This window comes from Sulfurimonas sp. HSL-1716, from assembly GCF_039645975.1.
In the GTDB taxonomy this organism is placed as follows: Bacteria; Campylobacterota; Campylobacteria; order Campylobacterales; family Sulfurimonadaceae; genus Hydrocurvibacter; species Hydrocurvibacter sulfurireducens.
The window spans coordinates 409,393-434,849 of sequence record NZ_CP147918.1 but is presented as its reverse complement, the minus strand read 5'-3'; the positions used below and the strand labels follow the sequence as shown (position 1 = coordinate 434,849).

At 41.1% G+C, this 25,457-nt stretch carries 24 protein-coding genes and 4 tRNA genes; 9 read left to right on the top strand and 19 right to left on the bottom strand.

The features are described 5' to 3' along the window. Positions 1 to 12: 12 nt before the first annotated feature. Positions 13 to 1,185: a hypothetical protein gene (locus tag WCY03_RS02300; RefSeq protein WP_345993384.1), complete on the top strand. Its 1,173-nt coding sequence runs from the start codon at positions 13 to 15 to the stop codon at positions 1,183 to 1,185. A gap of 81 nt (positions 1,186 to 1,266) precedes the next feature. On the opposite strand, the gene aguB is transcribed toward WCY03_RS02300, so the two are convergent. From aguB to gyrA, 13 genes are all read right to left on the bottom strand, one after another. After that, positions 1,267 to 2,112, bottom strand: a complete 846-nt coding sequence (aguB, locus tag WCY03_RS02295; RefSeq protein ID WP_345993383.1) for an N-carbamoylputrescine amidase — start codon at positions 2,110 to 2,112, stop codon at positions 1,267 to 1,269. Positions 2,113 to 2,173: 61 nt separating this feature from the next. Further along, positions 2,174 to 4,111, bottom strand: a complete 1,938-nt coding sequence (locus WCY03_RS02290) for a diguanylate cyclase (RefSeq protein ID WP_345993382.1) — start codon at positions 4,109 to 4,111, stop codon at positions 2,174 to 2,176. A 352-nt stretch (positions 4,112 to 4,463) separates the two neighbouring features. Further along, positions 4,464 to 4,539: transfer RNA gene (locus WCY03_RS02285), tRNA-Phe, on the bottom strand. A gap of 31 nt (positions 4,540 to 4,570) precedes the next feature. After that, positions 4,571 to 4,646: transfer RNA gene (locus WCY03_RS02280), tRNA-Phe, on the bottom strand. A 9-nt stretch (positions 4,647 to 4,655) separates the two neighbouring features. Further along, a tRNA-Asn gene (locus WCY03_RS02275) sits at positions 4,656 to 4,730 on the bottom strand. A 41-nt stretch (positions 4,731 to 4,771) separates the two neighbouring features. Continuing rightward, a complete protein-coding gene (locus WCY03_RS02270; RefSeq protein ID WP_345993381.1) occupies positions 4,772 to 5,722 on the bottom strand; it encodes a radical SAM protein in 951 nt (316 codons plus the stop codon). Beyond that, complete coding sequence (hemE, locus tag WCY03_RS02265; RefSeq protein ID WP_345993380.1) at positions 5,712 to 6,743, bottom strand: uroporphyrinogen decarboxylase; 1,032 nt, start codon at positions 6,741 to 6,743, stop codon at positions 5,712 to 5,714. Before hemE ends, WCY03_RS02270 begins: the two co-directional genes overlap by 11 nt. A 94-nt stretch (positions 6,744 to 6,837) precedes the next feature. Further along, positions 6,838 to 7,356, bottom strand: coding sequence for a YqhA family protein (locus tag WCY03_RS02260; RefSeq protein WP_345993379.1), 519 nt, complete (start codon positions 7,354 to 7,356; stop codon positions 6,838 to 6,840). 1 nt (position 7,357) lies between these two features. Beyond that, positions 7,358 to 8,386 carry an aspartate-semialdehyde dehydrogenase gene (locus tag WCY03_RS02255; protein WP_345993378.1) on the bottom strand — a complete coding sequence of 343 codons (1,029 nt, stop codon included), beginning with the start codon at positions 8,384 to 8,386 and terminating at the stop codon, positions 7,358 to 7,360. 16 nt (positions 8,387 to 8,402) lie between these two features. Further along, complete coding sequence (locus tag WCY03_RS02250; protein WP_345993377.1) at positions 8,403 to 9,554, bottom strand: sigma-54 dependent transcriptional regulator; 1,152 nt, start codon at positions 9,552 to 9,554, stop codon at positions 8,403 to 8,405. A 30-nt stretch (positions 9,555 to 9,584) separates the two neighbouring features. Next, a complete protein-coding gene (locus tag WCY03_RS02245) occupies positions 9,585 to 9,860 on the bottom strand; it encodes a hypothetical protein (protein WP_345993376.1) in 276 nt (91 codons plus the stop codon). A gap of 86 nt (positions 9,861 to 9,946) precedes the next feature. Continuing rightward, entirely contained in the window at positions 9,947 to 10,495 is a 549-nt protein-coding gene (locus tag WCY03_RS02240) for an LPP20 family lipoprotein (RefSeq protein WP_345993375.1), read from the bottom strand. A 46-nt stretch (positions 10,496 to 10,541) separates the two neighbouring features. After that, entirely contained in the window at positions 10,542 to 13,025 is a 2,484-nt protein-coding gene (gene gyrA / locus WCY03_RS02235; protein WP_345993374.1) for a DNA gyrase subunit A, read from the bottom strand. A gap of 328 nt (positions 13,026 to 13,353) precedes the next feature. On the opposite strand from gyrA, the gene WCY03_RS02230 reads away from it, so the two are divergent. The 6 genes from WCY03_RS02230 to WCY03_RS02205 all read left to right on the top strand — a co-directional run bounded on the left by WCY03_RS02230 (position 13,354) and on the right by WCY03_RS02205 (position 17,896). Next, entirely contained in the window at positions 13,354 to 14,655 is a 1,302-nt protein-coding gene (locus tag WCY03_RS02230) for an ammonium transporter (protein WP_345993373.1), read from the top strand. A 15-nt stretch (positions 14,656 to 14,670) separates the two neighbouring features. After that, positions 14,671 to 15,009 carry a P-II family nitrogen regulator gene (locus WCY03_RS02225; protein WP_345993372.1) on the top strand — a complete coding sequence of 113 codons (339 nt, stop codon included), beginning with the start codon at positions 14,671 to 14,673 and terminating at the stop codon, positions 15,007 to 15,009. A 126-nt stretch (positions 15,010 to 15,135) separates the two neighbouring features. Continuing rightward, the gene (gene amrA / locus WCY03_RS02220) at positions 15,136 to 15,708 is read left to right on the top strand and encodes an AmmeMemoRadiSam system protein A (RefSeq protein WP_345993371.1); all 573 of its coding nucleotides are present in this window, start codon (positions 15,136 to 15,138) and stop codon (positions 15,706 to 15,708) included. Continuing rightward, on the top strand, positions 15,689 to 16,678 hold the full coding sequence (amrS, locus tag WCY03_RS02215) for an AmmeMemoRadiSam system radical SAM enzyme (RefSeq protein WP_345993370.1): 990 nt from the start codon (positions 15,689 to 15,691) through the stop codon (positions 16,676 to 16,678). Before amrA ends, amrS begins: the two co-directional genes overlap by 20 nt. Continuing rightward, positions 16,675 to 17,469 (top strand): AmmeMemoRadiSam system protein B, encoded by a 795-nt coding sequence (gene amrB, locus WCY03_RS02210; RefSeq protein ID WP_345993369.1) that lies wholly within the window; start codon positions 16,675 to 16,677, stop codon positions 17,467 to 17,469. The genes amrS and amrB overlap by 4 nt, the downstream gene beginning before the upstream one ends. 73 nt (positions 17,470 to 17,542) lie before the next feature. After that, positions 17,543 to 17,896: a hypothetical protein gene (locus WCY03_RS02205; protein ID WP_345993368.1), complete on the top strand. Its 354-nt coding sequence runs from the start codon at positions 17,543 to 17,545 to the stop codon at positions 17,894 to 17,896. A gap of 60 nt (positions 17,897 to 17,956) precedes the next feature. Here WCY03_RS02205 and WCY03_RS02200 read toward each other — a convergent pair whose 3' ends face one another. The 4 genes from WCY03_RS02200 to WCY03_RS02185 form a co-directional block, all read right to left on the bottom strand. Beyond that, entirely contained in the window at positions 17,957 to 18,514 is a 558-nt protein-coding gene (locus tag WCY03_RS02200) for a flagellar basal body-associated FliL family protein (RefSeq protein WP_345993367.1), read from the bottom strand. A gap of 107 nt (positions 18,515 to 18,621) precedes the next feature. Further along, positions 18,622 to 18,698 (bottom strand) — tRNA-Arg (locus tag WCY03_RS02195). A 52-nt stretch (positions 18,699 to 18,750) separates the two neighbouring features. Further along, positions 18,751 to 18,966, bottom strand: a complete 216-nt coding sequence (locus WCY03_RS02190) for a hypothetical protein (protein WP_345993366.1) — start codon at positions 18,964 to 18,966, stop codon at positions 18,751 to 18,753. A gap of 6 nt (positions 18,967 to 18,972) precedes the next feature. Then, positions 18,973 to 19,200 carry a hypothetical protein gene (locus WCY03_RS02185; protein ID WP_345993365.1) on the bottom strand — a complete coding sequence of 76 codons (228 nt, stop codon included), beginning with the start codon at positions 19,198 to 19,200 and terminating at the stop codon, positions 18,973 to 18,975. Between the two features lie 285 nt (positions 19,201 to 19,485). Here WCY03_RS02185 and WCY03_RS02180 point away from each other — a divergent pair, with 285 nt between their 5' ends. Beyond that, positions 19,486 to 20,013: a hypothetical protein gene (locus WCY03_RS02180; RefSeq protein ID WP_345993364.1), complete on the top strand. Its 528-nt coding sequence runs from the start codon at positions 19,486 to 19,488 to the stop codon at positions 20,011 to 20,013. Between the two features lie 106 nt (positions 20,014 to 20,119). Here WCY03_RS02180 and WCY03_RS02175 read toward each other — a convergent pair whose 3' ends face one another. Further along, positions 20,120 to 20,707, bottom strand: a complete 588-nt coding sequence (locus WCY03_RS02175; protein WP_345993363.1) for a DUF302 domain-containing protein — start codon at positions 20,705 to 20,707, stop codon at positions 20,120 to 20,122. A 332-nt stretch (positions 20,708 to 21,039) separates the two neighbouring features. Here WCY03_RS02175 and WCY03_RS02170 point away from each other — a divergent pair, with 332 nt between their 5' ends. Further along, positions 21,040 to 22,545, top strand: coding sequence for a hypothetical protein (locus tag WCY03_RS02170; RefSeq protein ID WP_345993362.1), 1,506 nt, complete (start codon positions 21,040 to 21,042; stop codon positions 22,543 to 22,545). Between the two features lie 7 nt (positions 22,546 to 22,552). Here the strand turns inward: WCY03_RS02170 and WCY03_RS02165 are convergent, their stop codons facing one another. Next, positions 22,553 to 25,312 carry a PAS domain S-box protein gene (locus tag WCY03_RS02165; RefSeq protein WP_345993361.1) on the bottom strand — a complete coding sequence of 920 codons (2,760 nt, stop codon included), beginning with the start codon at positions 25,310 to 25,312 and terminating at the stop codon, positions 22,553 to 22,555. Between the last annotated feature and the right edge of the window lie 145 nt (positions 25,313 to 25,457).

Genomic DNA, 25,457 nt, shown 5'->3' with positions numbered 1-25,457 from the left:
AGAGATTCAAAAATGAAAAAAATAGTATTATCTACATTGGCAGCATTGTCAATCGCAACAGTTGCATCTGCAGATGCTCAATTCTATACAGACTCGAACGGTCAAGTTTTCACAAAAGGCGGCGAAGGTCGTACTGCGATCGAAATGCCAAAAGCAACTTCTCTGTTCACTAAATCAGGCAAACTTGACTTTAGTATGCTAGCATATGTAGGATACCAAAATACTGATTACAGAACACACAATTCTACAAAGCCGGACGAAAGTCAATTTGAATTAAGACGTATGTACTTCCAGGTAAAAGCTCATCTTTTAGAAAATCCTAAAGATTATTTCCGTATCACTTTAGATACAACAAGCAGAGACGGAGATAAAACTATGCGTATCAAGTATGCTTATCTTTACTTAGATAAAATTCTTCCAAACACAGGCGTAGAGATCGGTCAATCACATACTACTTGGTTGGATTATGCAGAGGGTCACTCTTGGCATTACCGTAATATCTTAGAAACGTTCGCTGAGCAAGGTAACGGTGCGCATCTTGACAGTTCTGCAGACCTTGGTGTCGATTTCAAAACTAATACGAAATATGTTTCAACTGAGATCGGTGTCTACAACGGTGAAGGTTACCATGCGGCACAAGGTTCTAATGACAGTACTTATTATGCAGCAAAAAAAGGTATGGATTATGAAGCAAGACTTACATTCCATGTTCTTGGCAACAATACAAAAGATACAAAGAAAACATATTGGGATGCTTCACTTTACGGTAAACACAATACAAAACACGGATCTGACGGAAACGATCTAGACTATATCGGTGTACATACTGTATTTAACACTGAGCCGTTACTAGTCGCTGCTCAATACATCCAATCAAACGACACGGCAAGCGGAAGCGCAGTATCTGTATATGCCGGTGACGGTTACAGTGTGAACTTCGATGCTCGTATGGGTGAAAGAAACCAATACCATGTATTCGGCCGTTACGACAAATGGACTCCTAAAGAAGTGTCAGGTACTACGGAATACGCTAACCGTACATATATCGGCGGTGCAGCATGGGATATGAATAAAAACATTCAATGGGTTGCAAACGTTATCACTAAAGACAACGAAAGCGGTACAGGCTCTAATGCAAGCGTAAACGGCAACGAGTATATGCTTACTGCACAAATAGCATTCTAATTATTTGTTCCTTCAATGTGTTTCCCCTTTTCACATTGAAGGGACTTTCTTTCATATAAAACTTCTTATTTTACTTTAAAATCACTCTACAAGATCATCGTAACACTCAGGGCGTCTGTCGCGTATAAGACCCCAGTAATCCTGAAATTCTCTGTTTTTTTGCAGATCGAACTCCGCATAGATTATCTCCTCTTTATCACGCGGAGCTTCAGCGATCTTCTTTCCGGAACTATCCGTTATAAAAGAGGAACCGTAAAAATCAAGAGTACAGCTTTCTCCTTTCTCTTTCCCGTATCTGTTAGCTGCGATTACGGGAACGAGGTTTGTGCTTGCATGTCCCATCTGGACACGCTGCCAATGCTCTTTGGAATCTACATGTATCTCAGGCTCGCTTCCGATCGCTGTCGGATAAAATATCAGCTCCGCACCCTTTAAAGCAAGCGCACGCGCCGTTTCGCAGAACCATTGATCCCAGCATATCCCCGCACCTATGCGGCCGTATGCCGTATCCCAGACTTTAAATCCCGTATCACCGGGTTTAAAGTAGAACTTCTCCTCATATCCAGGGCCATCAGGTATATGGGTCTTGCGGTAGTTTTCAAGTTCCGCTCCGTCGGCATCCATAACGACCAAAGAGTTAAAATACTCATCACCGCTCTTTTCAAAGTAACTGACAAGAAGTACCACATGCAACTCTTTTGCCAAAGCTGAAAAAGTTTTTAACAGCGGATTATCTTCTCTTTCTCTGGCCCATGCAAAATACTCTTTATCCATATCTTTACAAAAATACAGCCCCTCGAAAAGTTCGGGCAGAAGGATAATATTAGCACCCTCTTTTGCGGCCGTTCGCACCAGTTTTACGGCTTTTTCGACGTTTGCACTCTTGTTCTCACCCATACTCATCTGAATAGCCGCTACTTTTACCATAAATAGAAATCTCCTCTTTTACATATAATGAAATGATAATGCAAACAAGCTATTATTTGAGTTAAAGATCTTTTTTATAGAATTCATATCTCTCTTCTCTTTTCTGTTTTGCCATATACATCGCTTTATCCGCATTATTGAGCAATACACTGCGCTCTTCTCCATCTTCGGGATAGATACTTATACCTATGCTGAGCGAAGGCGCTAAAAAATGCTCGTAAATATAAACCGGTCTTTCTACGCCATGCATAATCTTTTTCACGATATTCAGGCTGTCTTGAGATTCTTTTATTTCCGTTAGAATGACTGCGAACTCATCTCCTCCGAGTCTGGAGACGGTATCATCCTCTCTCACGCACTCCAAAAGACGCTTGGCAACCTCTTTTAAAAGATGATCTCCTATCTCATGGCCCAACGTATCGTTGACCTCTTTAAAACGATTGAGATCTATAAAAAGTATCCCTATCTTGTTTTTGCGCCGTTTTGCCATCTTGATGGCTTGTTCGAGATTATCGTTAAAATGCATCCTGTTTGGCAGTGATGTCAGCGTATCATGACTTGCGAGATGAGCCAGTTTCAACTCATTGTTTTTTCTTTCGCTGATATCGGAAAATACCGATACATAGCCGCTTATGCTGCCGTCTTCGTTCTTGACGGCCGTAATACTCTGCAGCGTAGTAAAACTTTCACCGCTCTTGCGTCTGTTGTTTATCTCACCGTACCAGGTACCTTTGGCATTGATCGTATCCCACATCTTTTTGTAAAAATCGTCATCATGTTTTCCCGACTGCAAAAAGTTGGGGTTCTTTCCGGCCACCTCTTCAAACGTATAGCCGGTGATCTTTGTAAAAGTGCTGTTGACCCTTATGATATTGACATCCGCATCTGTTATTACGATACCTTCATGCGTATGTTCAAATACAAGTGAAGCCTCTTTTAGTGCGATCTCGTAGCGTTTTTTTTCAGTAATATCTTCAACGCTCGACCATATAAAACTTTTTCCGTCTCTTTGCAGCCGGCATCCAGAAAGCCTGACATTTACAAGATGACCGTTTTTATGTATATACTCTTTTTCATATGGGCCGTAGTTTCCTTCATTTAAAAGTTTACTGAGCTGTTCATGTTCTTGAGACGCATATTTTTTAGGGGTAATCTCCCAATACGTCATATTCAAGACCTCTTCTAACGTATATCCGGTCAAATTCAAAAAAGCGGGATTGACATCGAGCATATTGCCCTTCATATCGGTTAAAACCAATCCCATAGGAGATTTTGTAAAAAGCATACGGTTGTATTGTCTGCTTTCTTCGATCTCCTTGATAAGAGGATGCGTAAAGAACAAGACTATGACACTGCCTATTATGATAAGGATTATACTTCCAAAGAAACCGTACTCCGCAGCTTGTATGTATGGAGCCTGTATCTCCGAAAGATCTATTTTTGCGACGATACCCCATCCCAGACTTTTTATCGGTTCATATGCCGCTAAAACCGTACTGCCGCGGTAATCAAGACCGACGAGACTGCCTCTTTTACCGTGAAGCGCCTCACGCATAGGTGCGGCAAGCTTGGAGTCTATGGTAATGGAGTCCATCCTGTCAACTTCGTTATGACGGTGACTCAGTAAAAAGTGTATTGTGTTCTTGTCGAGTTTTGCCAGAGTGTATTCGCCGGTGTCGCCAAAACCGACGAATTTCTCATGTGCGTACATAAGCTTTTTTAAAACGATCGCTTCGGATTGGGCTTTTGATATTTTGTCGGACAAAGCATCTATATTATCCATTTTCAATTGGTAATTTATGATAGCATCTATCATCACCGCTTCGCTTTGAACAATTTCCGTCAAACGTTTTCTCTGCTGTTCAAATCCGATCTTGTATAAACCGTAGATAGAAGTATTTGTGACGATGATAACGACGATCACCATAATAATGATAAGCTGATACGGAGCTTTGAGCAGTTTTTTATAGGAGCCGTTATTTTCACTATACTTTTTCATAACAAGACCTTTATACGTAGGTTTTACTGTTTAAAAAAATATTGACTGTCATACTTTTGGCATAAATATAACAGCATCAAGACAAAACGATTAAAGAGTATAAAAATACAAACAAAGCAACATAATATCACAAATTTGGCTAAAAACTTTTTATATAGCCGGTTAAGATTATTACATGATAGCGATTTAGCGTAAAAATAATCTTGTACTTTTATGCAATTCTGTTCTTTTAAAATATCTCGGCTCTACATTTTTAAATCTTCTAAAAAAACGCTCTTGTTTAGTGTATCAGTTCTATTCTTGTCAAGTGATATGATCTTATATGATTAAATTAAAAGAGCTTAAAAAAAAGTGGTGGCTCGTCTCGGAATCGAACCAAGGACACAATGATTTTCAGTCATTTGCTCTACCGACTGAGCTAACGAGCCATAAAATTTAGAAAGTGATTTCTAGTTGTAGTGGTGGCCAATCTCGGAATCGAACCAAGGACACAGTGATTTTCAGTCACTTGCTCTACCGACTGAGCTAATTGGCCATAAAAATGTGGCTCCGGATACTGGATTCGAACCAGTGACCAAGTGATTAACAGTCACCTACTCTACCGCTGAGCTAATCCGGAATATTTATGAGCCGCAATTATATGTTAAACAAACTTAATTGTCAAGATTTTTGACGTTTTCTTTTTAGATTTCCCAATGGTATTAAAAACTCAAGATTTCCGACTTTTTTTACGGTTATTTCACCGTTTTTTATCAGCTTTTCAAGCCTTGTTTTTGAATCTTTGTCAAATAGAAGTTCTATGTCTTCAAAAGTAAGCGGACGCTTGTCGAGCATATTGATGATCTCATCATTACCGTAGCTGCCGATGCAGCTTTCTGCATGGGTGCGTGAAGCTATATGTACGGGAAGAGAGGCATCAAATATGCGGGCTATCTCGAACAGCTCGCCGTAGCTTATCCCCTGAACGGGATATGCCGGAGGTCTGTCTATGGTTCCAAGATCTATGCGCTGTATATGTTCGAGAGTTTTCAAAACTTCGTTTAAAGCTTCTACTTCCTCTTTCGTGTCGTTGAGCCCGTGAACAAAAAGTACTTCTATGAAAAGCTTGCCTTTAAAACAGCGCGAAAACTCCTGCACCCTGCTGATGAGAGTATCGATATCTATACCCTCATGCGGTCTGTCTATTTTTTTAAAGGTTTCAAGCGTCACTGCATCAAGGGAAAGCTTTACCTGATCGAGCTTTAAAAGCGTATGAAATATCTTCTCGTTTATCAATGCCGCACTGTTTGTGAGGATAAGTATCTCTTTAGCGCCTTTTATCCTCTTTATCTCATCGACAAGTTCATCCAGATAAGGGTAAAGTGTAGGTTCACCGTTTGCCGTAAGCGTGATGACGTCTATGTTGCGGTGTTCTTCAAGCGCAATGCTCAGATCTTTTATGATCGTCTGTACACTTACGACATCTGTCTGTTTATCTATCGTTGCAGCTGGAGTAAGTTCACAGTAAAGGCAGTCGAAGTTACATTGTTTAAACGCCGGAGAGAGATCGACGCCTAAAGAGCTTCCGAACCTTCGTGAATGGATCGGACCAAAAACGGTCTTATTTTCCACTGACTCTATGACACTCGTTTACAAAGTGTTTCGCATTCTCGACCGGGACGTCGGGAAGTATCCCATGCCCAAGATTAAATATATGGCGTTTTCCGCCCATGATCTTTTGAAGCGCTTCTACACATTCGGTGGTAGATTCTTTTGAATAAAGACGGCACGGCTCCATATTTCCCTGTAGCACATACTTATCGCCAAGCTTCTCTTTTGCATACGCCATAGGTGTCGACCAGTCGACACCGAAAACATCAAAGTTTCCGTACACTTGATCTAGGAATGCAGGGATCCCTTTAGGGAACATGATAACGGGGATATGCGGATATTTCTCTTTGAGATACTCTGCTATTTCGACCATATATTTCCATGAGAACTCATCATATTTTGCCGGCTCGATAGCCGCTGCCCAGCTGTCAAATATCTGAACGACGTCCACCCCGCTCTCTATCTGTTTTTCCATATAAAGTTTTACGACTTCAGTCACTTTTGCAAGTATCTTGTGCAAAAGCTCCGGCTCGGAGTACATCATCTTTTTACAGATATTGTAGGTCTTTGTGCCCTCGCCTTCTATCATATATGTGGCAAGCGTCCATGGTGCACCCGTAAAACCGATAAGTGCTTTATCTTCTGCCAGCTGCTCTTTAATGAGTTTTATAGTGTCATAGACATAAGTAAGCTTTGAAGCCGCCTCTTCACCGCCGGTAAGTCTATCCAGATCTTTTTCATCTCTGATAGGATCATCGAATTTAGGCCCTTCCCCTTTTACAAAAGAGAGATCCATTCCCATCTCATCGGGGACCACCAGGATATCGCTAAAAAGGATCGCGGCATCGACACCGACGATATCGACAGGCTGAAGCGTCACTTCACACGCTTTTTTCGGATCATGACAAAGGTTTAAAAAGTTGCCTGCCTGAGCGCGCACTTCCATGTATTCGGGCAGATAACGTCCTGCTTGACGCATCATCCAGACAGGGGCATACGAGGTTTCCTTGCCAAGACATGCGTCTACAAAAATTTTACTCATAAAAATATTCTCCTTAATTTTATTTCATAAAATGAAGGGAACCTCCATTTATTTAAAACAGCCAAAGAGCACAATTAACTAAAGTTGTGCTCCTTTAATGCTTATGTCCTACTTTACTTAAAAAATACAATCCTACGCTCACCGCAGTGATCGAGAGTGCAAAATACATCATCTCCAATGCCCCATGATACTCGGTGTGTCCCACTCTTTGGAAAAAACTCACCACCAAGACCATAACGATCACTTTTGATATCTTGTCTTTCAACTGGTCCAGCGAATGTATCGCCAGTATCTTGTTTTCTCTCTCCTCATCCTCTTTTGCGGCATCTATATCGGAAATAAAGAGCTCGTACAGGCCGAAGGAGAAAAGGAGCATTACTACGCCGATAAGATAAAGATCCACCGCACCTATGATACCGCCTACGACATCCTCATGAAAGTTCTCCGGATGCAGATGGTTATAGTAAGCCAAAAAAACTTTTTTGGCAGTATCGTATATATCGAAACTTGCCACGGCAAAAAGTGCAAAAGCACCGACCAGTCCGAATATAACGGCAAGTAAAACTACAAATCTTGTACTCCACAGACCATGTTCAAATAGTTTTTCCAACATTTTATGCCTCTTGCATCTCTACCCATTTTTGAGCTATACGGACGGCATTTGTAGCCGCGCCTACCCTGAGATTGTCCGCGACGATAAACATATGGATCATATTGTCGTTAAAGAGATCGTCTCTGATACGTCCTACGAATGTCTCGTTTTGATCCATACAAGCTATTGGCATCGGATATTCGCTCTCATTAGGGTTGTCCAAGATCACGATATTTGGTGCTTTGCGAAGCAGCTCTCTTGCCTCGTCCGCCTTGACACCGTTTTCAAACGTGAGCGTAAGCGCTTCTGCATGTCCGCGCAGGGTCGGCACACGCACACACGTAGCACTCAGCTGTATGTTTTTATGCATGATCTTTGATGTCTCGTTGACCATTTTGAGTTCCTCTTTCGTATATCCGTTTTCGGTAAAAGAGTCTATCTGAGGAATAACGTTTAATGCTATTTGATGAGGAAACTTCGTGTGCTGCGCTTCATCCAGTTTAAAAGCAAAAAATGACTGCATCTGATTTACAAGCTCTTCCATGGCAGACTTACCGGCACCCGAAGTCGCCTGATATGTGGCGACATCGACACGTTTGAGTCCGTATGCTTTGTCAAGCGGCTTGAGTGCTTGAACCATTTGAATGGTCGAACAGTTCGGATTTGCTATGATCCCCGTATCTTCCCAAAGCGCTATATCCTCAGGATTTACTTCAGGGACGACAAGCGGAACGTTCTTGTCCATTCTAAAATGGCTTGTGTTGTCTACAACGACGGCACCCGCTTTTACCGCATATGGAGCAAATTTGGCAGAAACGCTTCCGCCCGCACTGAAAAGTGCAATCTGGATATCTTCCTCCTCAAAAACTGTCTCGGTAAGCTCCTTGATCGTTATCTCTTGCGTGCCGAACTCGACTGTAGTACCGGCACTTCTGCTGCTGGCAAGGGGAACAAGTTTAGCAAGAGGGAAATCTATCTCTTGTAAAACTCTCAGTATCTCCTCTCCTACAGCACCGTTTGCACCGACAACGGCAACATTGTACTTACTCATATTTTCTCCTAAATTTTTAATGTAATCCACGGCTTTCTAAAAAAAGGTCTTCCGGCGTAATTTCATCTCCGTCACTCAATATCGCAGCTCTTTGCACGACAGAGATGAGTTCTCTGATATTTCCCGGCCAGCCATAGAGCATCAACTGCTCTTTTGCTCCTTCATTAAATCTTTTTTCACAAAACCCGTACTCGCTGCAGCTCTGCACAAGTATATTTTCGGCGATCGGCAAGATCTCCTCTTTACGCTCACGCAAAGGCGGAATATTCAGAGGAATCGTATTTAAACGATAATACAGATCCTCTCTGAATTCGCCGTTTTTTATCTTATCGGCCAAGTCGGCATTTGTTGCCGATATTATACGGATATCTATCTTAATCGATTTGGATGAACCAAGACGTCTTATCTCTTTTTCCTGCAATGCACGCAAAAGCTTGGCTTGAACACCGTATGGCATCTCCGCGATCTCGTCTAAAAAAAGCGTGCCGCCGTTCGCATTTTCAAAATGTCCCGCTTTTGCTTCTACGGCATCCGTAAACGCACCTTTTTCGTACCCGAAAAGTTCGCTCTCTATAAGATTGTCCGGGATCGCCGCCATATTGATGGCGACAAAAGACTTTTTGGCCCTTTGCGAATTCTCATGGACATATTTGGCAAATACCTCTTTACCGACTCCGCTTTCGCCTAAAAGCAGTACGGTCGCATCCGTTTTTGCAGCCTTGTCGGTGATAGCGATCACTTTTTCCAGTGCTTGCGACGAAGCGGCAAAACCGTTAGGATTCTCGGATTTTGATCTTGAAGCGGCTTTTTTCACCACTTTAGATACATCGTCCGCTCTTTTAATGGCTTTGACCAAGGTATCTACTTCAAAAGGTTTCAGTAGAAAATCTTTAACGCCGAGCTGGATAGATTCTATTGCTCTTTGAAGCGTCGCATTCCCTGTCATTATGATGACTTCGTACTTTCCGTTTAGAGCTTTTACGAATTCGATACCGTCCATTCCCGGCATATTTATATCCGTAATCACGAGTTCAAAACTGTCGTCCAAGCCTTTGAGCGCATCTTTGGCATTCTTGAAGGTCTTAATATCGAACTCTTTATAGTCTTCCATAGCGATCTCTAAAGATTTACGCATATTGATATCATCTTCAACGATGGCAATTTTCACCACAGACCTCACTTTTAATGTTTAAAACTACTATTTAAAAGGGGCTATTTTAACCAAATTATCATTAAACTCGACTGTAAAACATGTCGGCTTTAGAGTCACAATCGTCAGAGAGCTGTTCACGCCGCTGCTTGTCTGTTCATCATTTCTTATATGCAGGCCCAGTGAATTGATATAGGTAAAGAATTGATCGCTATTTTCAAGTATGATCTTTTTTAAATTTTTTGAGTCGCCGGAAGCGGAAAGAAGCAGCTTGGATTTTCCGATTTCGCCGCTGCACGGCGTCATCGCTCTTGAGATATCCAAGCTGTCGTTTAAGAGTATCGCATCTTTTGTAGCATAACGATAAGAGATGATATACTCATCGCCATTAAGATTGCTTAAGCAAAATATTAATGTGCAAATTGAGAATAGGAGATTAAAATTTCCATCTCTACTTCGCACAGACCCTCTTTGAAATTTGTTTCTACGATATTTGCGTTACGCACCATCGCATCTACCGATGTACGCACTGTCGAGCGTTTTACCATCATGTTTTTTATCAAATCATATCCCTCTACTCTGACACCTTTGACTTTTTCGGCGATCATACGGTAAGCATCGGCAACCGCAGCACGTTTTGCAAGCGCATACGCCTGTGCCGGAGAACTTGTGTTCATCGGCGCGACACCTTCCCCCGTAACGCTTATACGTATATCATGAGTAGGCGTAAGTTCTTGTTCTGCAGTATTTGCAACCGCTTTCTTCGGAGAAACCGTTTCCTCTTTTTTTGCTTCGTCACGATTATTACAGTTACAAGTAACATTAGTGGTAGAAGGCGGAGTCGAGACCATCGGTGCAGGTTCGACAGTCTTTACTTCGGTATTTTGCGCAGCTGCTACATCTTCGGCATATACAGAAGACGTAAAAAGCAGTGCCGCTAAAATGAGTGAGTATTTCATTATGCAATCCTTAATAGCAAGTTTATTGTAAAGATTTAAGCATAAACTATTCCAACTCTGATCCTAAGCCCTCATCAGAGTCCGATTCATCCTCATCTTCCTCTTTTTTCGGACAGCGGGAGACATTTACAACATCGTCACCTTTTACAATATAGACGCCGCTTGTGTTTCTGGAAGATTTTGAGATCGTCTGCATATCCACGCGTATCATTTTACCGCCTACCGTAAGGGCCATCATATCCATCTTCTCATCAACCATCAGACATCCGACAACGTTCACGCCTGTTTTTTGGTTGAGTTTCATCGCAATGACACCCGAACCGCCGCGGTTGGTAAGTCTGTACTCTCCGGCATCCGTACGTTTGCCTATACCCTTTTCGCTTACCATCAATATCTCTTGTTCATCATTTTCAATTACGTTCGCATCAACGACCTTATCTCCGGCTATTTTGAACTTGATACCTCTGACACCGCGAGTCGAACGGCCTTGTTCACGGGTTTTTTCGATATCGAATTTGATACATTGCGCCTTTTGTGTCACGATGAAAAGATATTTTGTTTCTTTTGTTGCTATTTTTGCGACTATCAATGTGTCGTCATCATCAAGAACGATCGCTCTTACACCGTTGCTTCTTATGTTAGAGAACTCTGAAAGGTTCGTACGTTTCACGATTCCTCTTTCCGTAAAGAAAGTAAGCGACTTGTCTTCACTGAAATCGGTGGTCGGAAGAATAGAACGGATGTTCTCGTCCGCTACGAGGTTAAGCAGATTAACGACCGCTTTACCTTTGGCCGTTCTGCTTCCTTCAGGAATTTTATAGACTTTCAGCCAATGCAGCTGTCCGCGATCCGTAATAAAGAGCAGGGTATCGTGCGTGTTACATGTAAAGAACTTCTCGATAAAGTCGTCTTCATATACGGTAACGGCAGTTTTTCCTTTTCCGCCGCGGCGCTGTTTTTCGTACTGAGCAAGAGGAACACGCTTGATATATCCGCGGTGAGTGATGGTAACGACCATCGGTTCGTTAGGAATAAGATCTTCTATATCGATATCGTCATAATCGTCTTCGATATCCGTGCGTCTTTCTATGGCGTAGGTCTCATGCACCTCATCAAATTCCGCTTTGATGATTCCGTGAAGAACCTCTTCGCTTTTTAAGATAGATTCCAGATATTCGATAAATGCTATCAGCTCTTTTAGCTCGTTTTCGATCTTCTCACGCTCTAGACCTGTTAATCTTCCAAGACGCATATCCACAATGCTTTGAGCCTGGATAGGCGAAAAGTCGAATTCGCTTACAAGGTTATCACGCGCATCTTCGATACTTGCGCTTGTTTTGATGACCCTGATGATCTCGTCTATGATATCCAGCGCTTTTTTCAAACCTTCTAAGATGTGTGCGCGTGCTTTTGCTTTTTCAAGATCGAAGATAGTTCTGCGGATGATAACCGTTTTACGGTGGTTAATAAACTGTTTTAATATCTCTTTTAATCCGAAAATACGAGGTTCTTGATTAAGGATAGAGAGCATGATAATACCAAACGTCGTCTGCATGTTCGTAGATTTGTACAAATTGTTAAGGACGATCTCGCTCATCGCGTCACGTTTGAGTTCCACGACGACACGGATACCTTCACGATCGGATTCGTCTCTGATCTCGGAGATCCCCTCTACCACTTTCTCTTTCACAAGATTGGCAATGCTCTCGATAAGACGAGCCTTATTTACCTGGTACGGAAGTTCGTCTATGACAATAACGTCTTTGCTCGCTTTTTTCTCTATATGAGTCTTTGCACGCACTTTGATACGGCCGCGTCCCGTTTCATACGCATCGATGATCCCTTTTTTACCGAAGATCGTTCCTCCCGTAGGGAAATCCGGAGCTTTGATGAACTCCATAAGTTCATAAAGTTCACAATCCGGATTTTCCAAAAGGAATTTCAGTCCTTCGACAACTTCTCTCGGATTGTGCGGAGGAATGTTCGTAGCCATACCGACTGCGATCCCGCTTGAACCGTTGATAAGAAGATTAGGTACGCGGGTAGGCAGGACATCGGGTTCCTCCGTCGTACCGTCGTAGTTGTCTATCATATTGACAGTATTTTTTTCTAAGTCTTTTAACAGTTCGCCGGCATATCGTGTCATACGTGCTTCGGTATAACGCATTGCTGCTGCGTTGTCACCGTCGATCGAACCGAAGTTCCCTTGTCCGTCAACTAGCGGCATACTCATAGAAAACGGCTGAGCCATACGTACCAGCGCGTCATAAACGGCAGTATCTCCATGCGGATGGTACTGACCGATAACGTCACCGACTATACGTGCGGATTTCTTGTACTTTGCACCGGCTGACAGATTGAGTTTATCCATAGCATAAAGTATACGTCTGTGAACAGGTTTTAAACCATCACGAACATCAGGAAGTGCACGCCCTATAATAACACTCATAGAGTAGTCGAGATAACTGCTCTGTAAAGTATCTTCTATGTTTATGTTTTGTATATCACTGTTTTCTAACAAATCGTTCATCAATAATGCCTAGAAATAATTTTTGCCTATTCTAGCGAAACTTGGCTTAAGTTTCTACTAACTTGTCAATATGCAATGATTAAGATGAAAGAGTCTGCCTGAAAGCCGCTGTATCGGTCGATCTTTTGTTTTTTTATCTTCCCACCCAATAAATATAAGCCCTGTTTTTTTTATTATATACATTAATATAACGTTCACGCAGCAACTTGACCGATCATTCTCTTATTGATTAAATTTTAATCACAAAATAGATTTTTAATATACAGCATAGTGTTATACTTTTCTCATAAATTAATTCGCTCAAGCGATTGAGTAAAAAGGAAAGAAAATGAAAAAATGGCTTTTAACGGCATTATTGCTCTTACCGTCTTTGGCACTGGCCGAGGACGCTCCTAAACTAGACAGCGGCGATACTGCATGGATGATGATATCTACTGCATTGGTTCTGCTGATGACTCCGGCCGGTCTTGCTTTGTTTTACGGAGGTATGACTCGTGCAAAAAACCTTCTTAATACATATGCGATGGTTTTTGTCGGCTTCAGTGTTGCTTTTATCGTTTGGGTGATCGCAGGTTACTCAATGGCTTTCGGTCATAGCCAAGGCGGTTTGAACGGTGTTATAGGCGGCTTGTCGAACTTTATGCTTAACGGCATTAAATGGACGGACCTAAGCGGTACATACCCGACTTTCGTGTTTATAGCGTTTCAAGGTACGTTCGCAGCTATTACCGTTGCTATCGCCAGCGGTTCTATCATCGAGCGTATGAAGTTCTCTACCTGGTTGGTCTTTGCGGCTATCTGGACAGTTGTGGTATATGCTCCGATCGCACATATGGTATGGGGAGGCGGATTCCTGTTCGATGCAGGTACACTTGACTTTGCAGGAGGAACGGTTGTTCATATGAACGGCGGTCTTGCAGGTTTGGTTCTTGCTTTCTTAGTAGGTAAACGCGGCGGATATCCAAAGATCCCTATGAAACCTATGAGCGTTATGTTAACGGCTCTTGGTGCTGCTATACTATGGTTTGGATGGTACGGATTCAACGCAGGTTCTGCGTTTGGTGCGAACGCTATTGCAGGTGTAGCTCTTTTAACTACTACTATAGCGACTGCCGCTGCAGCTATCGCATGGTTGGTAATCGAATGGATGATCTTTAAAAAGCCTACTCTTCTAGGAGCTGCTTCGGGTGTTGTAGCAGGTCTTGTTGCAATCACTCCTGCTGCCGGTTTCGTAGGTGTAGGCGGAGCTTTCATCATCGGTATAGTAGGTTCGGCTATAGGCTTCTTCGGTGTAGCATTCTTGAAGAAAAAACTCGGATACGATGACAGCCTCGATGCATTCGGTGTTCACTTCCTTGCAGGTCTATGGGGTGCATTGGCAACAGGTATATTTGCCCTCAACGATAAAGATCTTTTATGGGACGGTCCGCTTAAAGCAAGCGGTGATAGAATGGGACAGATCATGGTTCAACTTGAATCGATAGTCACCGTTGGTCTGGTGACTTTGATCGGTACGGTTGTCGTTTATTTCATAGCATCTGCGCTTACAGGCGGCGGACGTGTCGATGAAGAGACCGAAACTATCGGTTTAGATGAAGCGGTACACGGTGAACGTGGACTTAACCTATAATATAAGGACAGATAAATGAAGAAAATAGAAGCGGTTATTAAACCATTCAAACTAGAAGATGTCAAAGATGCTTTGGCAGAGATAGGTGTTACAGGGATGACGGTCAGCGAAGTAAAAGGTTACGGCCGTCAAAAAGGGCACAGCGAACTTTACCGCGGTGCCGAGTATGTGGTAGACTTTCTGCCTAAAGTAAAAATGGAGATGGTAGTCGCAGACGAGCAGGTCGATGCCGTCTCAAACGCCATCATCGATGCGGCCCGCACAGGAAAGATCGGTGACGGAAAGATCTTTATCAGCGAGGTCGACAAGATCGTTCGTATCCGTACGGGCGAAACGGATAACGAAGCTATCTAACTCCGTAGGCACAAACCCCCACTTGTGCCTACTCCTCTTATTTCTACACAATTAAGACTTTTTTTTAAACTTCTCAAACAAAAATTTGTTATATAATGAATCAAGACCTTTGTTAAAGGAGATATCATGTTAGACACTATTTTACTCCGCATTGCCAAAACGGCGATCCTCAGCAGATTTGATTCTGCTTACAAAATCGATAAAGAGAGTCTTATTAAAAAATATCCCTATCTTGCCCAAGACGGCGCAACTTTCGTGACTTTGAACTATGACGGAAATCTTCGCGGCTGTATAGGTTCGATCGTCGCACACAGAGACCTGCTTGACGATATTTTAAGCAATGCGGCATCCGCGGCATTCAATGACCCGAGATTTTCGTCTCTGGATGCAGACGAGCTTTCTCATCTGACCTTGGAAGTATCGCTCTTAAGCTCTCCTCATATCTTGGATTATAACGATTATGAAGACCTTCTTGCCAAAGTAAGACCCCATATCGACGGATTGATCCTAAAACATGGGATATATCAAGGAACTTTTTTACCACAGGTGTGGGAGCAGCTTCCCTCTTCAGAAAAATTCCTGGAACATCTAAGCTACAAAGCGGGGGCAAATCCGTCCATATATAATGAACATCCTGCGATATACCGTTACACGGTCGATTCGATCGAGGAGAAATTCGATGAAGTATTACCGCTATAAAGACGAAGATTCCATCGTTTGTGTTTTATGCAAGCATTACTGTACGTTAAAAAAAGATTCGCACGGCATCTGCGGAATAAACTACAACATCGATTCAAAACTCGTAAATAAAACTTACGGTCATCCAAGTGCCGTTCATGTGGATCCGATAGAAAAAAAACCGCTGTACCATTTTCTGCCCGGCAGCCTCTCCTTTTCGCTGGGTACGGTCGGATGCAATTTCAGATGCCCGTTTTGCCAGAACTACTCTATTTCACAGACATCGGTCGTAGACGAAAGCATCACGATGATGCCCCAAGACGTAGTCGACCTGGCTATAAAACATGGCTGCCAAAGCATCAGCTACACATACAACGAGCCGACTATCTGGTACCCTTATGCAAAGGATATCGGTATTTTGGCAAAAGAGAAAGGGCTCAAAAACGTCTTCGTCTCCAGCGGATATGAATCGCATGAGGTATTAGAAGATATGCCCTCATGGCTGGACGCGGCGAACATCGACCTCAAAAGCTTCTCGCATGATTACTATAAAAAAGTTTTAAAAACGAATCTTGAAGGTGTTTTAGAATCATTAATAGAGTTCGCAAAAAGCGATATCTGGCTTGAGATAACGACGCTTCTTATACCCGGAGTTAATGACAGCAGCGAGGAGATAGAGAAAATGGCCGAATTCATATCCACGAAGCTGGGCCGTGAAATACCTTGGCATTTCAGTGCGTTTCATCCCGACTATAAGATGCAAAGCACACCCTCTACACCGCTTAATACTCTTTTAAACGCCAGAAAAATAGCATATAAACACGGTATCAAATACGTCTATCTGGGAAATATCGCAAACGACAGCAGTACCTACTGTCCGAACTGCAAAGAGAAACTGATAGACAGAAACGGATTTCATTCGCACATTTTGAACTTTACGGACGGTAAATGCGGAAATTGCGGATATAACATAAAAGGAAGATGGTCATGAAAAGAGAGATGAGCGTATCTGGGACGTTTTATCCAAATACTCCTGAGGAAATAAAAAGATATTTTAATCACTTCACAAAAGTGTATGATGAAAAATTCACCCTGCCGGCTTTAAAACCAAAAGCCGTCATAGTTCCTCATGCGGGCTATATATACTCGGGGTTTAGCGCCAACATCGCATACAGAGTATTAAAAAACAGCGGTATCAAAAACTTTGTAATCATCGGCCCGTCGCACAGAGTTGCCTTTCACGGGACGAGTCTATGCGAATTCAAGGCATATAAGACTCCTTTTGGCGAACTGCAAAACGCCGAGGAACTTCTGCATGAACTAAAACAGAAGTTTGATATAGGCTGTTTTGCAGATGCCCACTATGAACATAGTACGGAAGTCCAGTTCCCGTTTATAAAACACTATATGGAAAATGCGAAAATACTGGAGATCATTTACGGAAAAGCGGATCCACACCATATATCTCAGATCATAGACTATCTTTTGACAAGAGAGGATACGGGGATAATAATCAGTACGGACTTAAGCCATTTCTATGATCTAAACATGGCACATCAGCTTGACGGCATATGCATAGAAGCGATCAAAAATCTCGATCTCAAAGAGATTAACGAAGGGTGCGAAGCCTGCGGGATCACAGGTGTAGAAGCGATGATGATGAGTGCGAAAAAAGCGGGTCTGCATACTAAAATACTGGATTATCGAACCAGTGCGGATGCAAGCGGAGACGAGAACAGGGTCGTGGGCTATCTAAGCTCCTGCTTTTATGAAACAAAGTGACTTTAAGAGGTTTGTGATATCTATTACACTATTATCTCTAAAAGAGATAAAATAATATGAAAAAAGGGGCTATATGAAAACGATCGACAAATATTCCAATATCGAAAAAGAGCTGCCAAATCTTGCAGAAGTACTCAAAGAAGCGCTGCAAACCGATTTTTTAGATATTCAACAGGTGGATAAAGATTGTGAAAAATACAAAAAAGAGTGCGAACGTATACATTTTTTAAAAAATGCGGATTATGTCATATATTCACCGCATGTAAAAAAGGAGAACCATCAAAACGAACTCTTTGTCTTCTTGGACGAAACAGGAAAGATTCTCTGTCATGTCGGAGGAGCGGAGCTCGAGCTGTACGGATTGATACGTCCATGTAAGAACCTTGAACTAAGCGAAGAGTATAAAAACTCTATAAGAAAAAAATAGTCCTGTACGTTATAGAGGTTTTCATACCGTACGGCTACTCCTCATAAAAGAAAAAACTTATCATTGAATTATGAATCTTTCAAAATAGACGTTCTTTATGACGTCTCCTTTTAGTCTCTTATTGAGATTTTCTTTGATCGCCGTCGATACGTTTTCTTGATTGATCGTTGACGATCTCAGGTTCATAACGCTGTCGATAACGTCATTTCGTATCACGGACTGTCTATCCATAATATCATCGATCACACCCTCTTTCGTTTCGATAGAGACCTTCATAATAAGCTTGTTTTGTTCTCTGTTGCTGTTGATATTGACGGTAAAATTACCCAGAGAGAGCATGTTGTCGTTGCTCGGATTTCTTTTAAAATTAGTCGAATAATAAAACTCTTTATAGAATTTTGTTTTCATTTTATAGCCGGCATCGCTGCCCTGCCCGTTTCTGTTGCTTACATTTGCAAAATCGGATTTTAATGCAACTTTAATCACCATCAAAATTATAAAAATAACCGACAGAACAAAAATCAAGCTTGTAAATATCTTTTTTATATCCATATTTATCCAATTTATTTTTGTCGTTATGACGTAGTTTGTAAACTTTACATGACAATATATTAGCATAAAAGGTTCGCTTTACAACAAAAACCTCTATGAAGATACTCTGAGTCGAACTATACAAATCGGTAAAAAATTGATTATCTAAAAAAGAAATAAAGAATGTCGGAGGATGGTACGCCCAAAGAGATTCGAACTCCTGACCGCCGGTACCGCAAACCGGTGCTCTATCCAGCTGAGCTATGGACGCACGTATTTAAAGAGAACGAAATTATATATAAAAAAGCTTATACAAACATAAATCAATCGAATTTTTTTAGGATCTCTTCTACCTTCTGCTCTTTCGTGTAAAGTTCATAAGTTTTTCTTACATAAGCTTCGAGGATTCTCTTGACCTCATTGTTGCCGTCAACGTTAAGATCCAAAGCCATCTGCTTGTGTAAAAACGAAGCAAATTTGTCGTCGATATTGAGATCGAAGCGTTTCCCGCCGATCGTTACAGATATTTTTTTACTCATAAACCACTAACTTAATATATTTTCGATCTTGTTGACTATCTCTTCTATCTCCATGTCTTTATTGGCATTTTCCTGAGCAAGTCTTTCGATCTCGTTGTCTTTTATTTGACGTTCGGCTTTTAATGTGATCACCTCGTTTCTTAAGGTTTCATTTTCATTTTTTAAATTATTATACTGATGTATAATCTCAGAAACTTTTGAGCTTAACTTGTCCAACATCGATAATTCTTCCATACACGAACCTACCAAATAATTTTTTTACATCTTTATCCGATACCATAATTCTATCACAAAATAAAAGATTTGACTGCCGCGCTGCGTTTATCGTCCGAGATTATAGGCAAATAACGAAAGATCTGCTTCTATATTACCTGCCGAGAAACATTGGATTTTATGCTATAATCGTTAACAAAGCGCTAAGGAGTTTCCTATACATTCCTCGATCGAATTAGAGATAATCGTGCTGATCTTTGAAACCGCTTTCAATTTTTGCACGGATGAACTAAAAGCGAAATCGATATGATCTACAATAAAACTTTTATGCGCGGACTTTTTCTCGTTCTTGGCGGTATTTTTGCTTTAGTATACTTTTATCCAAAAAACAGTGATGAAAACAAGATTTTGAGTTTTTCACAAAAACAGATCTGTGAATATGCAACGGACAACTGCTACGCGATCTTGCAGATAAATACAAAAAAAAGATCCCTCAAAATAGAGAAATACTTCGGACCGTTTTTCCTCTCCCGCAAAAACAACCAGATACTAGACTGCGGAGGATATATGTCGCATAGCGGAGAATATGCCCACATAATAAACTACGACGGATCAGCGGTTTCCATCAAACATCTGGGTGACATAATGGATTGTTCTCTTACCAAAGACGGCTCTCTTTACTGGTTTTACTATTATGATGAGAACGGTGCCCTCATAACAGTTTACGACAAAAATGCAAAACTTGTAAAAGAGATCAAACCTCATGATGAAGACGTTGTACATTTCGATTACAACGCAACGGATCAGATTATCAAGCTTAATCCACCGTATTAGAAATGGAATTTTGAGAAAAATATTTAAATGGATGAAGTTTATTCGAAGAAGTTTTTAAGCAAAGATCCAAAAGATCTTTTATAGCAGAGGGCAGAGCCCGAGGTGATTAGAAATCACCTACAGCTGCTCTTTTTGGCACGTTTATCATAGCCTTTTCTACACTTTGCGCCATTTTCAGCATATCCGGTGGAAGCGGTCTACCGCCATGGATCGCAAGCGTCATATCCATAGTGATAAGATATCTGTCCCCGTTACCGTACTCCACAAGCATGATTCTACACGGCATGAAACCGCCGTACCAGCGAGAATGGTTTAGAAATACTTTTGCTATCGTCAAACTACATAAAGAGAAGATTCTCGCATGTTTGACCTCATCCGGTTTAGCATCCGCTTTTGTAAACATTTTGATATCGCCGGTTACACGCATATTGTACTCTTCGGCCAAAGCTTTGATCGAATCCGCAACATCTTCGTTTTTAACATCTTTGTTTACTTTGTACTCATTCATCATAGCTCTTGCCGGATCACCGTATTTAGCAACTTTTGTAAACATAGCATCGTATGCCGGCATAGCACCCTCATCTAAATCACCTGACTTAAATACTGCCGTATAACCCATATGCATTGTAGAACATCCACTTATAGTCAAAACCATGGCTAATGCAAAAGCAGCGCCTAAAACTTTTTTTATCATGTTTACCCTCTTTTTTTCTTATTTTTGTAAATACCGGAATCGGCATACCCCCCGAAAACAAGACTTCTTTTCGGAAATGTAAGATAATTGTATCTTATACAACATTGTGTAATCCTGAAAACTTTTAGATAATTCGTTTTTTTCATGATAAAAATGTGATTTTTTTATTTTTCACTCTATCTATGCTCAAATCTTTCATATTTTGATTTGTAAAATACTGACAAATATCAGATATTTTTCTCTCTTTATATTCTTTTTGTACTTCTTATTGTAAAATCTACAAATTAAAAAAGCTTGTGTTAAAAAGCGGACAAATTTCATGTAGGACGGTTATGTTAGATTCGGAATTAAAATTTTATTTAAAAGCCCATCTAGGCAAACCGTCAGTCGGATTCAAACTGAGCGAAGCCGAGAACAACAAGCTGTTCGCTTATTTTAACGAGCACTGCGAAGAGGGATGCCTGCAGGACCCTAAAAGCCAGCAAAAGATCAAACAGGCATTCAAAGAATATTTTGAGCCTGTCGGATATATCCTCTTTAAACTGACCGAGAACAAAATCCTTCTAAAAGTCTTTGCGTATAAAATAGAGCCAAAAGACAGTATAAACCTACCCGCTGTTCTCGAAATACTTTCTCTGCACAAGGATCTCATCCAGTACGATTACAAAGGCAATAAAAATCAGATATCGATACCTTCGAAACTGAAAAAAAAGATATATGACTTCGTAAAGCGCATCAAAAACGAAGAGATCCATAAAAAAGAGCTTATAAGATTTGCCGTCAACGAATTTTTTGAACTGCATGACCATGATATCGTTATCATAAAAGAGGATCAGATATTCGTAAAGAAACTCGATGAAAAATATAAGCGCAAAGTCAGCGAAAATGAAAAGAACACCATAGCCAACAGATATAACGGTATCAACGAAGAGGAGTTAAAATCTCTTTATGACGACTTCTTCTCAAAAGAGGAGAATAAAAGCTTTTTTTACTATGTGGCAAAACTCTTTGTTACGGTACATATGATAGAAAAAAAGATTGACAACCACACATATGAGCAGAAAGTCTTTTCGATTATCCAATCCATCATAGCAGAACAGCTGAACAACACCTACAACCGCAATAAAGATTTTTGTACGGGATTTGCAGGCTATATCTTCAGGGTGCACTTCGAGGAAGTGTTCGGACATATCGCCAGCTTGATCCTGACGGAGATCGCCATATCCAATGAATATATGATGGATTTTTTAAAATACTACTCTTTAAACGTCATTGTCATAGACGGGAAAAAATACAAAGTCCCGGAACTGGAAACGGAGAGCGGACTGAAATGGAACGTCGTATCGATGCTCTCCATAGTAAAGATTTACGTCAAAATAAAATCATCCGTAGACATACTGAAAAAAGAGATAGACGAACTCGATAAAAAGATAAAAGTTCTCTATATCGGAGAGTTTTCTCCCTTAGAGTATCAGAACAAGCTTCAAAAAGAGAAAGAGGAGATCGAACATATCCTGACTCAAGAGAAAAAAAAGTTAGACAGGGTTCAAGACACTTTGCTCTCGGTAAAAAACGAGCAAAGAAAGTTTGTACTGACGCGGGAAAGACTGGAGCTAAAGGAGATCATACAAAAAAAGAGGGACGAAAAGGCTCAGATCATAGCGCAAACCGTTCAAAAAAGCGTCATCACCCAATACAACAATCTAAGAAAAACTCTGGATACTCTCATGCGGCAATTACATAGAAATGAAAAAGTCCTGGAGCAGAACAGACCCTCTTACCTATCCATAAAAAATGCCTTGGCAAAAGCGTTGGTATCCAAAAAAACACTCCTTTGACCGGTTGTTAAACAGACACTACAACCCGGTTTCTTCCCGAAGCTTTAGCTTCGTATAACGCGATATCCGCCGATTTAAAGGTCATCTCCCACGCATGAGACGGATCATGCAAAACAGCACCGAAACTGCAGGTGATCTTGTTTGCGACAGGAAATTTATGCTCTTCAATAGCTTTTCTGATATGTTCAAGCACTTTTGCAAGCGCTGTTTTTTCATCTACTTTTAACAGCAGTAAAAACTCTTCCCCGCCCCATCGTATCAAAATATCCTCTTTTCTTGAAAAGTCATCAAGAACTTTAACCAAATCTTTAAGAACCTTGTCTCCGACATCATGACCGTATGTATCGTTGATCTTTTTAAAATGATCAATATCGACCATAGCAAATGCAACGGTTTCGTTTTGAGACAGAATCCTTTGGATATTTTGTTCGAGGTACTCTCTATTATACGCTTTTGTAAGTTTGTCATGAGTAGTTTTATCCTCTAGATCGCGTTGTTTTACGACCGTCTCGCTAATATCCGTAAAGTTCACCGCATAATCACTGTTGAACTTTCTCACCGAGATGTTAAATGCTCTGACAATCCCGTCTTTCAATGACTGGATCGTTACTATATGCTGATCCTGAGGAAGTCTCAAGAGTACTTCGATCCAGTTTTGTCCCTCTTGAACTTTTCCGAGATGAAAATATGCATCGTTCTTGATAAATCGATAACAGATACAGTTATAGCGTTCTTTAAATTCGTCCAGATCCCTGCAGTTGAAATATTTCAATGCCGCTTTATTCATAAATGAAGATATTTCCCCGTCCGTCAGAAGCATCATGTTGGGCTGTGCGTCTAAAAGACTCGTTATAAATATCTTCTGTTTTTCAAGTTCCGTTTTTACTTCGATCAACTGTCTTTCGTTATTCTTTTGAGCCGTTATGTCATGAAACGTAGCATACAGATAGGGCTTGTTTTCCAATTGTATGGCACGCACGCTGACGTCAACATCCAAGATCGAACCCTCTTTTGTCCTGTGCTTGGTGGTAAATCTGTCCCAGCCTTTTGTGATCATAGCCTCTTGTCTTTTGTTTATCTCGGCTTGATCTTCCAGCATTTCGATGGCAGATATGTCCAATTGCTTGAACTCTTCATTTGTATAGCCGTACAGTTCGGTTGCAGCAGGATTTACTTCCAATATCTTATGTTTGATCGGATCGACGACGGCAATAGGGTTCAGCGCTTCGTTGAACAGGGTAAAAAACTTCGTCTCCGCTTTTTGTATCTCCCGTTCGTTCTCTTTCATCTGCGTAATGTCCACAAACACGCCGAGAGCTTCGCCTGGAGAACCTTCAATGGCTGTCAGACTTTTCATAAGCACTAATGCTTTGCCGTCTTTGCGAAGACAGTTTATCTCTTTATTGTATGTTTTTGATGTCTCAAACGCGATCGAACTTTCTCTGCCGAAACTCTCGTACTCTTCGTCATTGCTATACAGGATACGGGTATCTTTTCCGACGAGTTCGCCTGCCTCGTATCCGAGCATTTTCTCAAAAGCCCTGTTCGTCCAGGTAAATTTTCTGTCCTTTATATGGACAAAGCCTGCCGTTTCTATCTTCAAAAGTGCTTCTTGCTGCTCGATGGTCTTTTTCAGCAGATCTTCGTATGCTTTTTTTGCGCTCATATCTTTTGTAGTGATAAGCAGTCTTGTTTTATCCGGCAGCAAAGCAAGACTCATATTGATGGCGATCTGTTTTCCGTTTTTTACGATGCAGGATTTTTCAAAATTTTCGACGTACCCTTTTTCTATCGCTTCTTGTACGGCTTGTCTGGCTCTTGGGACATCTTCTGGAATACTCATTTCAATGCATGATTTTGTGAGCATCTCTTCACGGCTGAAGCCTGTAAATTTTAAATATGCATCATTGAAGTCAAGAAAGTGAGACTCCAGATCAAGAATGGCTATGCCGTCCTTGGAAGCTTTAAAGATAGTCTCGAACTCCTCTTTTTGAAGACGAAGCTCTTCTTGTGCCTGTTTCTCATCCGTGATATCCTGTCCCGATGTCATCAAACCGATAATATCTCCGTTGTGGTCCCGTATCGCACCGTTATGCCAGGCTATGGTCCGTTCTTCACCTACTTTGGTGATCACGGAATTTTCAAAATACTCTACAGGCTCTATGTTGCCGCTGAAGATGCTCTGCATCAATTCTTTGACATCTGCTTGTACACGCTTTGGCAAAACCGTTTCGATCCAATCTTTTCCCAACAGCTCCTCTTGCGAATACCCTAATATCTCACAGCCTTTGGGATTGATAAGCCGGATTTTTCCGTTTCTGTCCAAAGCAAGCAGCATGACGGCTGCGACATCGAGATACAGCTTTGCTTTTTCTTCTTCTAAACGCAATGCGAACTGCGCTTGTTTAAGCTCATCGATATCTTTGATAACGGCAATATAATAATCGACCTTCTTGTCGGCTTTTCGGACTGCCGTGACGGTCAGGTCCACCCATACCAACTCTCCGTTTTTCTTAAAGTATCGTTTTTCCATACTAAAAGTATCGATAAGCCCTTTATTGATCTCTTCAATATGGTGTAAATCTTCTTTTAGGTCGCTTGCATGACTTATCTCTTGAAAAGTCCTGTTCTGTAGCTCCTCTTTCGTATACCCCAGCAGATCACATAAGCTCTTATTGACTTGTATAAATCCTCCGCTCAAGTCGGCAATGGCCATACCTACATTCGTCATTTCAAAAATCGTCTTATATACGCTTGTATCAGCCATGTTCGTTTATAACCTTGTTAATATTTGTTTATTAATTATTATAACATTTTCATGGAAGACAATTAATGACGGAGGTCATGTTTTATGCTGTAGAACAATCTTTATTTCATAAACTTTTTCAATAAAAAAATCACGATCCTATCCT

What these genes read in the sequence shown, in the direction of transcription:
- WCY03_RS02180 (WP_345993364.1), top strand. Translation starts at nt 19,486, where the DNA reads ATGATCTACAATAAAACTTTTATGCGCGGACTTTTTCTCGTTCTTGGC.
- hemE (WP_345993380.1), bottom strand. Translation starts at nt 6,743, where the DNA reads ATGAGTAAAATTTTTGTAGACGCATGTCTTGGCAAGGAAACCTCGTAT.
- amrA (WP_345993371.1), top strand. Translation starts at nt 15,136, where the DNA reads ATGTTAGACACTATTTTACTCCGCATTGCCAAAACGGCGATCCTCAGC.
- WCY03_RS02300 (WP_345993384.1), top strand. Translation starts at nt 13, where the DNA reads ATGAAAAAAATAGTATTATCTACATTGGCAGCATTGTCAATCGCAACA.
- amrS (WP_345993370.1), top strand. Translation starts at nt 15,689, where the DNA reads ATGAAGTATTACCGCTATAAAGACGAAGATTCCATCGTTTGTGTTTTA.
- WCY03_RS02165 (WP_345993361.1), bottom strand. Translation starts at nt 25,312, where the DNA reads ATGGCTGATACAAGCGTATATAAGACGATTTTTGAAATGACGAATGTA.
- WCY03_RS02255 (WP_345993378.1), bottom strand. Translation starts at nt 8,386, where the DNA reads ATGAGTAAGTACAATGTTGCCGTTGTCGGTGCAAACGGTGCTGTAGGA.
- WCY03_RS02170 (WP_345993362.1), top strand. Translation starts at nt 21,040, where the DNA reads ATGTTAGATTCGGAATTAAAATTTTATTTAAAAGCCCATCTAGGCAAA.
- WCY03_RS02190 (WP_345993366.1), bottom strand. Translation starts at nt 18,966, where the DNA reads ATGAGTAAAAAAATATCTGTAACGATCGGCGGGAAACGCTTCGATCTC.
- WCY03_RS02225 (WP_345993372.1), top strand. Translation starts at nt 14,671, where the DNA reads ATGAAGAAAATAGAAGCGGTTATTAAACCATTCAAACTAGAAGATGTC.
- gyrA (WP_345993374.1), bottom strand. Translation starts at nt 13,025, where the DNA reads ATGAACGATTTGTTAGAAAACAGTGATATACAAAACATAAACATAGAA.
- WCY03_RS02205 (WP_345993368.1), top strand. Translation starts at nt 17,543, where the DNA reads ATGAAAACGATCGACAAATATTCCAATATCGAAAAAGAGCTGCCAAAT.
- WCY03_RS02260 (WP_345993379.1), bottom strand. Translation starts at nt 7,356, where the DNA reads ATGTTGGAAAAACTATTTGAACATGGTCTGTGGAGTACAAGATTTGTA.
- WCY03_RS02230 (WP_345993373.1), top strand. Translation starts at nt 13,354, where the DNA reads ATGAAAAAATGGCTTTTAACGGCATTATTGCTCTTACCGTCTTTGGCA.
- aguB (WP_345993383.1), bottom strand. Translation starts at nt 2,112, where the DNA reads ATGGTAAAAGTAGCGGCTATTCAGATGAGTATGGGTGAGAACAAGAGT.
- amrB (WP_345993369.1), top strand. Translation starts at nt 16,675, where the DNA reads ATGAAAAGAGAGATGAGCGTATCTGGGACGTTTTATCCAAATACTCCT.
- WCY03_RS02290 (WP_345993382.1), bottom strand. Translation starts at nt 4,111, where the DNA reads ATGAAAAAGTATAGTGAAAATAACGGCTCCTATAAAAAACTGCTCAAA.
- WCY03_RS02175 (WP_345993363.1), bottom strand. Translation starts at nt 20,707, where the DNA reads ATGATAAAAAAAGTTTTAGGCGCTGCTTTTGCATTAGCCATGGTTTTG.
- WCY03_RS02185 (WP_345993365.1), bottom strand. Translation starts at nt 19,200, where the DNA reads ATGGAAGAATTATCGATGTTGGACAAGTTAAGCTCAAAAGTTTCTGAG.
- WCY03_RS02240 (WP_345993375.1), bottom strand. Translation starts at nt 10,495, where the DNA reads ATGAAATACTCACTCATTTTAGCGGCACTGCTTTTTACGTCTTCTGTA.
- WCY03_RS02200 (WP_345993367.1), bottom strand. Translation starts at nt 18,514, where the DNA reads ATGCTAATATATTGTCATGTAAAGTTTACAAACTACGTCATAACGACA.